12 protein-coding genes and 1 pseudogene are annotated in these 11629 nt (G+C 70.0%); 4 read left to right on the top strand and 9 right to left on the bottom strand.

Annotated features, from left to right (window positions below; genetic code table 11):
- The 5 genes and pseudogenes from L0P92_RS36330 to L0P92_RS36310 all read right to left on the bottom strand — a co-directional run.
- A partial coding sequence (locus L0P92_RS36330; RefSeq protein WP_234767323.1) for a family 4 glycosyl hydrolase occupies window positions 1–1056 on the bottom strand: 1056 nt, incomplete at its 3' end.
- 4 nt (window positions 1057–1060) lie between these two features.
- Window positions 1061–1951 carry a carbohydrate ABC transporter permease gene (locus tag L0P92_RS36325; RefSeq protein ID WP_234767322.1) on the bottom strand — a complete coding sequence of 297 codons (891 nt, stop codon included), beginning with the start codon at window positions 1949–1951 and terminating at the stop codon, window positions 1061–1063.
- Between the two features lie 2 nt (window positions 1952–1953).
- On the bottom strand, window positions 1954–2895 hold the full coding sequence (locus L0P92_RS36320; protein ID WP_234767321.1) for a carbohydrate ABC transporter permease: 942 nt from the start codon (window positions 2893–2895) through the stop codon (window positions 1954–1956).
- A gap of 6 nt (window positions 2896–2901) precedes the next feature.
- Window positions 2902–4506 carry an extracellular solute-binding protein gene (locus tag L0P92_RS36315; protein ID WP_234767320.1) on the bottom strand — a complete coding sequence of 535 codons (1605 nt, stop codon included), beginning with the start codon at window positions 4504–4506 and terminating at the stop codon, window positions 2902–2904.
- Between the two features lie 184 nt (window positions 4507–4690).
- A pseudogene (locus tag L0P92_RS36310) lies at window positions 4691–5494 on the bottom strand (MFS transporter); the annotation flags it as partial.
- 2 nt (window positions 5495–5496) lie between these two features.
- Between L0P92_RS36310 and L0P92_RS36305 the strand changes: the two are divergent.
- Window positions 5497–5646, top strand: coding sequence for a hypothetical protein (locus tag L0P92_RS36305; RefSeq protein ID WP_234767319.1), 150 nt, complete (start codon window positions 5497–5499; stop codon window positions 5644–5646).
- 49 nt (window positions 5647–5695) lie between these two features.
- On the opposite strand, the gene L0P92_RS36300 is transcribed toward L0P92_RS36305, so the two are convergent.
- On the bottom strand, window positions 5696–6793 hold the full coding sequence (locus tag L0P92_RS36300) for a mechanosensitive ion channel family protein (RefSeq protein ID WP_234767318.1): 1098 nt from the start codon (window positions 6791–6793) through the stop codon (window positions 5696–5698).
- A 328-nt stretch (window positions 6794–7121) separates the two neighbouring features.
- On the opposite strand from L0P92_RS36300, the gene L0P92_RS36295 reads away from it, so the two are divergent.
- Window positions 7122–7658 (top strand): HNH endonuclease, encoded by a 537-nt coding sequence (locus L0P92_RS36295; RefSeq protein ID WP_217207240.1) that lies wholly within the window; start codon window positions 7122–7124, stop codon window positions 7656–7658.
- Between the two features lie 124 nt (window positions 7659–7782).
- Here L0P92_RS36295 and L0P92_RS36290 read toward each other — a convergent pair whose 3' ends face one another.
- Genes L0P92_RS36290 through L0P92_RS36280 form a run of 3 tightly spaced genes read right to left on the bottom strand, consistent with a single transcriptional unit; the run spans window position 7783 to window position 10366 of the window.
- The gene (locus L0P92_RS36290; protein WP_234767317.1) at window positions 7783–9141 is read right to left on the bottom strand and encodes an FtsX-like permease family protein; all 1359 of its coding nucleotides are present in this window, start codon (window positions 9139–9141) and stop codon (window positions 7783–7785) included.
- Entirely contained in the window at window positions 9138–9836 is a 699-nt protein-coding gene (locus L0P92_RS36285; RefSeq protein WP_234767316.1) for an ABC transporter ATP-binding protein, read from the bottom strand. Before L0P92_RS36285 ends, L0P92_RS36290 begins: the two co-directional genes overlap by 4 nt.
- Entirely contained in the window at window positions 9833–10366 is a 534-nt protein-coding gene (locus L0P92_RS36280; protein ID WP_234767315.1) for a PadR family transcriptional regulator, read from the bottom strand. The genes L0P92_RS36285 and L0P92_RS36280 overlap by 4 nt, the downstream gene beginning before the upstream one ends.
- A 246-nt stretch (window positions 10367–10612) precedes the next feature.
- Here L0P92_RS36280 and L0P92_RS36275 point away from each other — a divergent pair, with 246 nt between their 5' ends.
- Window positions 10613–10822 carry a hypothetical protein gene (locus L0P92_RS36275; protein ID WP_234767324.1) on the top strand — a complete coding sequence of 70 codons (210 nt, stop codon included), beginning with the start codon at window positions 10613–10615 and terminating at the stop codon, window positions 10820–10822.
- A gap of 14 nt (window positions 10823–10836) precedes the next feature.
- Window positions 10837–11629, top strand: a 793-nt coding sequence (locus tag L0P92_RS36270) for a 4-alpha-glucanotransferase (RefSeq protein ID WP_234767314.1), incomplete at its 3' end; no start/stop codon positions are given.

The following is an 11629-nucleotide window of genomic DNA, read 5'->3' as shown; positions in this document are numbered from 1 at the left end:
GAGGGGCTTGGGGCCCTTCTCGCCCACTGCTGCCTGTACTTCGATCACCGCGTCGTCGGGGAGGAAGGGGAGCGTGCCGCTGTTGAGGGTGTTCACCACCTGGTACGGGCTGCCCGCGCCGTTCAGCAGGGCCGCCGCCAGGTCCACGGCGGCCTCCGAGTAGTAGGCGCCGCCTCGTTTGGACAGGAGGTCGGGCTTCTCGTCCAGGGCCGGGTCGGCGTAGAGGGTCAGCAACTGGCGTTCCATTTCGGCCACTTCGGCGGCCCGGGAGGGCTTTGTGCGTAGTTCCCGTACCACTTCGTCGTGTGCGTAGAAGTAGCGCAGGTAGTACGAGGGGATCACCTTGAGGCGGTCCAGGAGGGTGCGGGGGAGGCGCAGGTCCGCGGCGATTCTTTCGCCGTGGTCGGTCAGGAGGGCGGGCAGGACGTCCTCGCCCTCGGGGCCGCCCAGGCGTACGCCCGTCTCCCAGGTGAGGTGGTTGAGGCCCACGTGGTCCAGGTGGATCTCGGAGGCCGGCAGGTCGAGGAGCGTGGCGAACTTCCTCTGGAGGCCGATCGCCACGTTGCACAGGCCGACCGCCTTGTGGCCCTCCTGGAGGAGGGCGCGGGTCACGATGCCGACCGGGTTGGTGAAGTCGATGATCCAGGCGGTGGGGTTGGTGCGGCGGACGCGGTCCGCGATGCCGAGGACGACCGGGACGGTGCGCAGGGCCTTCGCCAGGCCGCCGGCGCCCGTTGTCTCCTGGCCCACGCAGCCGCAGTCCAGGGGCCACGTCTCGTCCTGTTCACGGGCCGCCTGGCCGCCCACACGGAGCTGGAGGAGGACCGCGTCGGCTCCCTCGACCGCCGCGTCCAGGTCGGTCGTGGTGGTGATCGTGCCGTTGTGGGCCTGGCGGGCGAAAATGCGGCGGGCCAGGGCGCCGATCAGTTCCAGACGGTCCGTCGCCGGGTCCATGAGGACCAGTTCCTCTATGGGCAGGGTGTCGCGCAGGCGGGCGAAGCCGTCGATGAGTTCGGGCGTGTAGGTCGAGCCTCCGCCGACCACGGTGAGTTTCATGCGATCAACCCTTTACTCCGGTGAGCGTGACGCCCTCGACGAACGCCTTCTGGGCGAAGAAGAACACGAGGATCACGGGGGCCATCACGAGAACCGTGGCGGCCATGGTGAGGTTCCAGTCGGTGTGGTGCGCGCCCTTGAACGACTCCAGGCCGTAGGAGAGCGTCCAGGCGCCCGGGTTCTCGGACGCGTAGATCTGGGGGCCGAAGTAGTCGTTCCACGCGTAGAAGAACTGGAAGAGGGCCACCGCGGCTATGCCCGGCTTCGCCATGGGGAGGACGACCCGGGTGAGTGTGCGGAATTCGCCGCAGCCGTCCACCCTTGCCGCGTCCAGGTACTCGTTCGGGATCGTCATCAGGAACTGGCGCAGGAGGAAGATCGAGAACGCGTCCCCGAACGCCATCGGGATGATCAGCGGCCACAGGGTGCCCGAGAGATCCAGTTGCTTCGCCCAGAACAGGTACATCGGGATGATGACGACCTGGGGCGGCAGCATCATCATCGAGATGACCAGCATCAGGGACAGGTTCCGGCCGCGGAAGCGGAACTTGGCGAGTGCGTAGGCCACGGGGACGGAGGAGACCACGGTCAGCAGCGTGCCCAGACCCGCGTAGATCAGGGTGTTCCTCCACCAGGTCAGAAAGCCGGGGGTGTCGAAGACCTTGGTGTAGTTGCTCCACTGCCAGGTGTCCGGGACCAGGTCGCGGGTGAGTGCCTGCTGGTCGCTCATCAGCGAGGTCAGGACGACGAACACGAAGGGGAGGGTGAAGAAGAGCGCCACCGCGATGCCGAGGGAGTGGATCGCGATCCATTCCAGGAGTGCCCTGCGGCGGGCCGTGCGTTCGGCGACTGTCGGGTTTGCCAACTGAACCGGTTTGTCCAGTACTTGGGTCATGGTCAGTCACCTGCCTGGATCAGTCCGCCCCGGCGCCGCATCAGCAGCGCGGTGAACGCCATGGCGAGGGCGAAGAGCACGAGCGCGACCACACAGGCCGAGCCGTAGTCGAAGCGCTGGAAGCCGAGGTTGTAGACGAGTTGGGGGAGGGTGAGCGTCGACTTGTCGGGGTAGCCCGGTTCGAACTGCTGGCCGGAGCCGCCGATGATGCCGGAGGCGACCTTTCCGGCCACCAGGGGCTGTGTGTAGTACTGCATCGTCTGGATCACGCCCGTGACGACGGCGAACATCACGATCGGTGAGATGTTCGGGAGCGTCACGAACCGGAACCGCTGCCAGGCCGACGCGCCGTCCAGCTCCGCCGCCTCGTACTGCTCCTTCGGTACGTCGAGCAGTGCGGCCATGAAGATGACCATGAGGTCGCCCACGCCCCACAGCGCGAGCGCCGTGAGGGCCGGCTTGGACCAGGTGGGGTCCGTGAACCAGCCGGGGGTGGGCAGGCCCAGGCCGTCGAGGACCGAGTTGACCGGGCCGGTGCCGGGGTTGAGGAGGAAGACGAAGGCCAGGGTGGCGGCGACCGGGGGAGCCAGGTAGGGGAGGTAGAAGAGGGTCCGGAAGACGCCCGCACCGGTCTTGATCTTGGTGATGAGGAGACCGATGCCCAGGCCGAAGAGGACTCGGCAGGTCACCATCACCAGGACCAGCCAGAGCGTGTTGCGCAGGGCCGGCCAGAAGAGCGGGTAGTCGTTGAAGACGTACGCCCAGTTGCCCAGGCCGCGGAAGACCGGGGTGCCGAAGCCGTCGTACTTCATCAGGGAGAAGTACACGGTGGACACCAGGGGGTAGGCGAAGAAGACGCCGAAACCGATGAGCCACGGTGCCAGGAAGGCCACCGTTCGAAGCGCCGACCTGCGGCGCTTCGCGCGGAGAGTGTGCGTGGACATCAGGCGCTACTTCGCCTGCTCGATGTCGGTGTCGATCTGCTTCGCGGTCTTCTCCAGACCCGCCTCGAGGTCCTTCACCTTGCCCGACTCGTACTGGTAGCCGAAGTCCTGGAGCGTCGTCTGGTACGTCGAGCCGTTGACGGAGGCCGGCGGGGTGTTCGAGTGCGGGTTCTGGGCGATGTCCAGGAAGGTCTGGAAGCCCTCGTCCACCTTCAGGTCCGGCGACTTCAGGGCCGCGAAGGTGGAAGGAACGTTGTGGATCGCGTTGGCGAAGGACACCACGGCCTCGGTGTCGGTCGTCAGGTACTTCACCAGTTCCCAGGCGGCGTTCTGCTTCTCGCTCTGCGGGGCGATGCCGATGATCGTGCCGGAGAGGAAGCCCTTGCCGTACTCGTCCACCTCGTCGTCGGCGACGGGCATCGGGGCGGTGCCGATCTCGAAGTCGACGCCGGCCTGCTGGGCCATGCCCAGGCGCCACTCGCCGTCCAGCTGCATGGCCACCTGGCCGGTCTGGAAGGGGTGCTTGGCACCCCACTCGTCGCCGAAGGTGTTGCGGTACTTCTCCAGCTTCGAGAAGCCGCCGAGGTCGTCGATCAGCTTCTTCTGGTACGTGAACATCTCGGCGAAGGCGGGGTCCTTGGCGATGTTGGACTTGCCGTCCTGGTCGAAGTAGGCGTGGTCCCACTGGGACATGTAGTGGTCCACGACCGTCTCGTAGCCGTGGTACGTCGGCATGAAGCCGAGCTGCTGATAACTGTCACCCTTGCTGACAGTCAGCTTCTTGGCGTCCTTCGCGAACTCCGACCAGGTCTTCGGCGGGGACTTGATGCCCGCCTTCTCGAAGGCGTCCTTGTTGTAGTAAAGGCCGTAGGCGTCACCGAGCAGGGGCAGGGCGCAGCGGGTGCCCTCGAACTGGGTGTAGTCCAGCATCGGCTTCGGGATGAGCTTGTCGAGGTCGAGCTTCGACTTCTCGATGAACGGCTGCAGGTCGAGGAAGGCGCCGGAGGAGCAGAACTTGCCGATGTTGGAGGTCGTGAACGACGACACCACGTCCGGGCCGTTCGAACCGCCCGCGCGCAGCGCCTGGTTGAGCTTGTCGTCGTTGATGTTGCCGACGACCTTCACCGTGATGTTCGGGTGGGCCTTCTCGAAGGCGTCGACGTTCTCCTGGATCGCCTTGACCTCGGTGGGCGCGCTCCAGCCGTGCCAGAAGGTGATCGTCGTCTTCGCGTCGGGGTCGTCGGTGGCGGCGGACTCGGACTGGCCGGTGCAGGCGGTGGCGAGGAGGGCCAGGGAGGCGGAGGCGGCGAGGGCGGCGAGGATGCGTTCGGGGGTGACATCGAGCCCGGCTGCGTACGCGGCGGTCGGATTGACCTCGTACAGCTGGGCGTTGGGGCCCGGGCGGCCCTCGGTGGTGCCGGTCGCCAGCACGAGGCCGGCGGCCTCCAGGCGGGCCAGCAGCTGGGAGGCGGTCGGCTTGGACAGGCCGGTGAGCTTGCCGATCCGCGTGCGGGACAGCGGCCCGTGCTCCAGGAGGAGGTCCAGGGCGGCACGGTCGTTCATGGCGCGCAGGACGCGCGGGGTGCCCGGCGTACCGGCGGTTCCTGCCATGGGATCGACACCTGCCTCTCGGCTGACCAGCTTCTCAGCGATCTACGACGGAAGTCCATCCAGGATCACTGTTAGGAAAGTTTCCTATCTGGATGCCGAGGAACGTAGACCCGAACGGAAGGTGGCGTCAAGAGTGGTCTACACCAGCAATCCAGTCGTTACTCGGCGGTGCTACTTGGCGGCGCTACTTGGCCGCACTCCGGCGAGGTGCTCGCTCGCGACGAGGGAGCAGGAGCGGGGTCGCCAGCAGCAGGACTCCGGCCAGTGCGATGGCGGTGCGCGGGCCGGTCAGGGCCGCCAGCAGGCCCCACAGCGCCGTCACGGCCGCGGTGGTCGTCCTGCTGGTGATCTGCCAGGCCGACAGGGTGCGCGTGGTCCGGTCCGGCGGCGTCCGTTCGAGGCGGGTGGTGGCCAGTACCGGGGTGAAGACACCCATGCAGGTGATCAGGCCGAACTCGACGGCCATGACGAGGAGCAGGCCGGACGTGCCCGGACCGACGAAGGCCAGGCCGACGGGCCAGCAGGCGCGCAGGGTGCCCGTGGCGAGAAGGACGCGGTGCCTGCCGTAGCGGGCGACCAGGGGCCGGGACAGGCGTGAGCCCAGCAGACCGCCCAGGCACGGCAGGGCGAAGGCGAGGCCGTACTGCCAGGGGGTGAAGCCGAGTTGGCCGAGCATGAGGACGGAGAGCAGCGGGGCCGGCGCCATGATCAGGGAGTTGACCGCGAGGGTGTTGAGGAACAGCGGGCGCAGGGTGGGGTGGGTGAGGATGTGCCGCCAGCCCGCCGGGAGGTCGCTCATCCGCAGACCTGAGGGGGCGGCGGCCGGGGAGGGCCGCGTCTTCTCGGTCTGTTGCCCTTCCTTACCGTCGATCGCGCGGATCCCCAGCGCCGACAGCAGATAGCTGACCGCGTCCGCCAGCACCGTCGTCATCGGGCCGAACACGCCGACCCCTGTTCTGGGCGACACGGCCCGTACCGCACGGCGAGTGCGTGGTCGCCTTCTCCCGGATCACCACGAGCGACAGCAAGCCGGCCACCGGGCGTGAGCTGGAGGAGATCGCCCGGCGCGAGTATGCGAAGGCGGTCGCCGAAGGGCGGTGCGAGGGGCCGTGGCCGCGGTGGCGCGGGTGGTTCGACTGAGGCCCCGGACGCCGGCCCGCGCCGCCTGCTGCTCCGCCTGCCTCTCCGCCTACTTCGTCACGCTCGGCGGCGCCAGCGGCGTCGCCGCCTGGGCCTGGGGCGAGGAGGTGTTGGCGTAGGCCGAGGGGGCTGCCATGCCCGCCGTCGGGTCCGCCGTGGGCTCGCCGTCCACCAGGACGGGGGCGCGCCCGACGATCGGGATGTCGGCGGCGTCGAAGGCCCGCTTGACGCGCCAGCGCAGCTCGCGTTCGACGGTCAGGGACTTGCCGGGCATCGTCTTCGCCGAGACCCGTACGACCATGGAGTCCAGCAGCACGCTGTCCAGGCCGAGGACCTCGATCGGGCCCCAGAGGAGCTCGTTCCAGGGCTCCTCCTTGCTCATCTTCTCGGCGACCTCGTTGATCGTGGCCTTGACCTTGTCCAGGTCCTCGGAGGAGCGGACGGTGACGTCGACGCCGGCCGTGGACCAGCCCTGGGAGAGGTTGCCGATGCGCTTGACCTCGCCGTTGCGGACGTACCAGATCTCGCCGTTGTCGCCGCGCAGCTTGGTCACGCGCAGACCGACCTCGATGACCTCGCCGGAGGCGACGCCCGCGTCGATCGAGTCGCCGACGCCGTACTGGTCCTCCAGGATCATGAAGACGCCGGAGAGGAAGTCGGTGACCAGGTTGCGGGCGCCGAAACCGATGGCCACGCCCGCGACTCCGGCGGAGGCGAGCAGCGGGGCCAGGTTGATGTCGAAGGCGGACAGGACCATCAGCGCGGCGGTGCCCATGATCACGAAGCTGGCCACGGAGCGCAGGACCGAGCCGATCGCCTGCGAGCGCTGACGGCGGCGCTCGACATTGACCAGCAGGCCGCCGATCGCCGTGCCGTCCACCGCCTGCGCGGTGCGGTTCATCCGGTCTATGAGCTTGGTGATCGCCCGTCGGATCGCCACTCTCAGCACCGCCGCGATCACCAGGATCAGCAGGACCTTGAGACCGATCGCGAGCCAGGTCGACCAGTTCTGCTCGAACCAGCTCGCGGCCTGGGTCGCGCTCTCGTGGGCGTCCTGGAGCGAGGGCACCGCCGGGGTCGTCGTCTCCGACGGGGTCGGTGACGGGGTGGTCGAACCGGCGGCCAGTAGGTCGGCGGGCAAGGACACGGCAGGTACCTCCAGGTGCAGCGGTCCGCCCCACCGGTAGGCGGTCAAGGTCGATCAAGGTCACGAAAAGGTCACCGGCAGGGCAGGCCCACCACACTATCGGGGCATCGTGTGTGGATCGGCGCCATGTTCGAGGGAGGAACGGTGCCCACCTGGGGATGAACTGGTGGGATGAACAGTTCGTCGTCCTGGGGATGAATCAGATGTGGTCGAAAACACTCCCAGCCCGTTACCGGGACATGGTGGCGCTTTCACCAGGCAAGAGGGGAGACTGACTACAGATCGTCCCGGCGCGAGCCACGCGCCGCCGACGCCCAAGGAGGCATCCGTGCCGCATGTCCTGGTCCTCAACGCGTCGTACGAGCCACTCGGCGTCGTACCGCTCCGCCGCGCGCTCGTCCTCGTCCTCGAGAACAAGGCCGTATGCCTCGAGGAGTCCGGCGCCTTCATGCACAGCGCAACCGTCACAGTCCCCGCACCCAGCGTGGTCCGGCTCAAGCGATTCGTCCGGGTTCCCTATCGGGGACCCGTTCCTCTTACCCGCAGGGCGCTCTTCGCGCGCGACGGGGGCCGGTGCATGTACTGCGGTGGCGTCGCAACCAGCGTCGACCACGTCATCCCGCGCAGCCGCGGGGGCAAGCACGTCTGGGACAACGTGGTGGCCTCGTGCCGCCGCTGCAACCACGTGAAGGCCGACCGACACCTGTTCGAGATCGGCTGGCGGCTGCGCCACAAACCCGCTCCACCCACCGGTCTCGCCTGGCGCATCATCGGGACCGGGCACCGGGACCCGCGCTGGTTGCCCTACTTGGTGCCGTACGGCGCGGAGGACGCCATGGCCCGGATCGACGGCATTTCCGCCTGACGTCCGGGCCTTCGCATACCTGCCGCGCGGTGCGAGGCATCCGGCCCCGAGGGTCCCCCGTGCCCCCGGGGCCGGACGGTCACACGACCGCACGGCCGCTCTCACGCGAGCCGCGCTACGGCTCTCACACGTAACGCAGCTCCGCCGGGCGGACCGAGCGGTGCAGCAGGGGCAGCGAGGTGGCCGCCGCCAGCAGGCAGCAGCCGTACACCGCCACCGGGACCAGCAGGGAGACATACGGCACGGCGTGCACCGTGTACTCCGTGGTGACCGTCGTGTACCAGGCGCCGATCGCCATGCCGCCGGCGCCCGCCACCGCGACCGCCGGGGCCAGCGGGAGCGCGGTCTCCAGGAACAGCGCCCGGGCCAGCACCCCGCGCGGCACCCCGGCCGCGGTCTGCGCCGCCAGCCCCCGGCGCCGGGCGGCCAGGGACTCGGCGGTGCCGACGGCCAGAGCGGACAGGACCAGCCCGAGGGCGACGAGGATCGCGGCCGCCGTCAGATCGAGGCCGGTCGTATAGAACTCCATGTCCATGCCGAGGTGGTCGACGCGGCTCATGACGTGCAGTTCGGCGAGCAGCACCTGCCGTACTCCCACGAAACCGGTGCCGATGACCGTCACCAGCAGCACGGCTCCGTGGGTGCGGGCCGCCGCCCACGGGTCGTCGCGCAGGCGTTCCGCCGCGATCAGCAGGGCCGGGCGCTGGGCCCGGGCGGCGAGGGTGCGGCCCAGCAGGCCGGAGGACCAGCCCGTCAGCAGCACCGCCGCGGTGCCGACCACCAGGGTCAGGGCCAGGACGGTCGGCGGAACCGGGGAGAGCGCTGCCGGCCGGTTGAACCACGAGGTCAGCAGGGCCAGCCCCGCCGCTGCCGCGAGCAGCAGGGCCGCCGTCAGGAACACCCACCCCGGACGCCGGGCGGGCCGCACCCGGCGCACCCAGCCGAGCGGTGAGGCCACCACCCGGCGCAGCGCCAGCGCGGCCGTCGCCGCGCCCAGCGCCGGTACCGCCAGCGCGACCAGCGTCATCCCCGCCCAGGCGAACGCGGTCGGACTGGTCCACTGGGACAGCAGCACCGGCACCGCGACCGCGGTCGCGAGCACCGAGCCCAGCAGACAGGCGAGCCCCGTCTCCAGCGCGGCGATCCGGCGCACCTGCCAGGGCGCGGCTCCGGCCAGTCGCAGCGCCGCGAGCCGCCGGTCGCGGTGGACGGCGCCGATACGCGCGCTCTGGCCGAGGAAGCCGAGCACCGGGATGAGCAGAAGTGCCAGGCTGAAGACCACTCCGGAGCGCTGTCGTGGGGAGTTCAGCAAGTCGTGCGCGAGCGGAATGGCGACATAGCCGTCGAGCGAGGACAGCGCGACGCCGGCCAGCGCGAGCCCGGTCGCGAGCGCCGCCCCGAGCGCGGTGAGCCCGACCCGCCACCACTCGCGCCGGTCCGAACCCCGGATCAGCTGCCAGGCCAGCCGGAGATCGGCCCTCACGCGGCCACCTCCAGCGGCGCCACGGTCCCGTCGGCCAGCCGCACCTCGCGGTCCGCGTACGCCGCCACCTGGGCGTCGTGCGTGATCAGCAGCACCGCCGTGCCCGCCTCGCGGGCCGTGTGCGTCAGGGCCGTCATCACCTGCTCGCTCGCCAGGGAGTCCAGCGCCCCGGTCGGCTCGTCCGCGAAGACCACCTTCGGGCCGGTGACCAGCGCCCGGGCCAGGGCCGTCCGCTGGGCCTGCCCGCCGCTCATCTCACCGGGCCGCAGCTCCTGCTGCCCGCGCACCCCGAACCGCTCCAGCCACTCACCGGCCCGCTCCCACGCCTCCTGCCGTCGGACACCGGCGAGCAGCAGCGGCAGCGCGACGTTGTCCAGGGCCGTCAGCTCGGGTATCAGCTGCCCGAACTGGAAGACCACACCGAACTCCGTACGCCGCAGCTCGCTCAGCCGCTTCTCCGGAAGCCGGTCCAGCCGCTCCCCGGCGTACGTCACCGAGCCGGTGTCCGGGCGGACGATGCCGGCCAGGCAGTGCAGCAGCGTGGACTTCCCGCTGCCGCTGGCGCCGGTGACCGCGAGGATCTCGCCCGCCCGCAGCTCGACCGAGGCGCCGCGCAGGGCCTCGGTCCTGCCGTGCGCCTTGACGAGGTCACGGGCCGCCAGCAGCGGCACCGCGCCTCCCTTTGTGTTGCTCATCCTGCGTCGACCTCCGCGGTCAGGGTGGTGAGCCGGGCCGCCGTGGTCGTCATCCAACGGAGGTCGGCGTCGAGGTGGTTGAGGGCGTAGTCCGCCGAGAGCACGGTCGCGAGATCGGTGCCCCGCGCGGTCTTGACCGCCGTGAGCTCCCGCATCCGCGTCATATGGGCGGCGCGCTGGGCGCGCAGATAGGCCTCGGGGTCGCCGCCGGACAGGATCGACACGACGACCTTGGCGAAGATCTCGTTCGTCACGAACGGCGCGGGCGGCGCGATCTCCCCGGCCCACGCGGCCAGTTCACGCGCCCCGTCCTTCGTCGAGCGGTACATGGTCCGCTCCGGGCCGCCGTCCGAGTCGATGCCGTCGACCTCGGCGAGTCCGTCACGGACCAGCCGCTGCAAGGTCGTGTAGACCTGCCCGTAGGCCAGCGGGCGGGCCTGCGGGAAGCGTTCGTCGTGGCGTCGCTTGAGGTCGTAGCCATGGCTCGGCCCCGTGGCGAGGAGCCCCAAAAGGATGTGGCGGGTGCTCATGCCGATCATTATTAACCGAGTACATGTACTGAGTGAATAGTGATCAGGAAAATGATCCGGGAGGAGCGGCCCGGGCGAAAGGATGTGCGGAACAGAATGTGAGGAGAGGCACGTTGTTCGTTTCGGTACGTCTGCCGTCGCGTCCACTGGGTAGGGACGGCGGTAACCCACGTCGTACTCGACAAGGAGACCCCCGTGGCCACAGCATCGGCCCTGTCCAAACCTGAGGCGCCCATCGAGCCCGAGATGCACGCCTGCGTCTTCAGCGCCGAGGGCGCCTGCTTCGAGACCCCCCTCACCAGCGAACCGCCACTCCCCGACGCCGAGCCCCTCACCAGCGAGCCGCCGCTCTCCGACGCCGCGCCGCTGACGAGCGAGGCCGCGACCTGGGACATGGGCATGGACCTGGGTATGGACACCGGTATGGACTTGGACATGTACTCCACGAGGCCGTAGATGAGAGGCCGTAGATGACAGGACAGCGGTCGGCCGAAGCCCCTGCCGAGGATCCGGAGGGTTCCGCAAGCCCCCGGGAACCCGAAGGTCCAGAAGATCTCCCCTCCGACGACCTGACACGCCTCGCCGGGCTGCACGGCGTAGCCACCTCCTACCAGCCCTCCGCCGACCGCACCGTCACGGCCTCCGCCGCCGCGCTCACCCTCGCCCTGGCCGCCCTCGACGTCGACACGAGCACCCCCGACGCCGTCGGCGCCGCGCTCGCCGCCCGGCAGCGCGAGCTGGACGAGCGGCTGCTGCCGCCGACGGTGGTGTGCTGGAACGGCACCGAACCCCGGGCACTGGCCGCCCTGCCCGCCGGCACCCGGCTGCGCGTCGAGACCGAACAGGGCGAGACCCGCGACCATGCCGGCCAACTCCCGCCCGGCGTCCACCGCTTGACCGCCACCGCCCCCGACGGCCGTACGACGACCAGCCACCTGGTCGTCGCCCCGCCCCGCCTGCCCACGCCCACCGGACGCTCGTACGGCCTGCTCGTCCAGCTCTACTCCCTCCTCTCCCGCCGCTCCTGGGGCATGGGCGACCTCGGCGACCTCACCGAACTGACCGCCTGGGCCGGCCGCGCGCTCGGCGCCGGATTCGTACAGGTCAACCCGCTGCACGCGGCCGTACCCGGAGCGCCCACCCCGACCACGTTGAGCTGGAGGGAACACCGGGTGGCCCCGGCCTCCCGACTCCGGCGCAGCAGGGCGTCCACGGCGGTGCGCACGGTGTCGCCACCGCCGTGGACGCCCTGCTGCGCAGAAG

The sequence above is a fragment of the Streptomyces muensis genome (assembly GCF_021474425.1).
GTDB lineage: Bacteria > Actinomycetota > Actinomycetes > Streptomycetales > Streptomycetaceae > Streptomyces > Streptomyces muensis.
This window is presented reverse-complemented; position numbering and strand designations above follow the sequence as displayed.

What these genes read in the sequence shown, in the direction of transcription:
- L0P92_RS36325 (WP_234767322.1), bottom strand. Translation starts at nt 1,951, where the DNA reads ATGACCCAAGTACTGGACAAACCGGTTCAGTTGGCAAACCCGACAGTC.
- L0P92_RS36320 (WP_234767321.1), bottom strand. Translation starts at nt 2,895, where the DNA reads ATGTCCACGCACACTCTCCGCGCGAAGCGCCGCAGGTCGGCGCTTCGA.
- L0P92_RS36315 (WP_234767320.1), bottom strand. Translation starts at nt 4,506, where the DNA reads ATGGCAGGAACCGCCGGTACGCCGGGCACCCCGCGCGTCCTGCGCGCC.
- L0P92_RS36285 (WP_234767316.1), bottom strand. Translation starts at nt 9,836, where the DNA reads ATGAGCAACACAAAGGGAGGCGCGGTGCCGCTGCTGGCGGCCCGTGAC.
- L0P92_RS36280 (WP_234767315.1), bottom strand. Translation starts at nt 10,366, where the DNA reads ATGAGCACCCGCCACATCCTTTTGGGGCTCCTCGCCACGGGGCCGAGC.
- L0P92_RS36275 (WP_234767324.1), top strand. Translation starts at nt 10,613, where the DNA reads ATGCACGCCTGCGTCTTCAGCGCCGAGGGCGCCTGCTTCGAGACCCCC.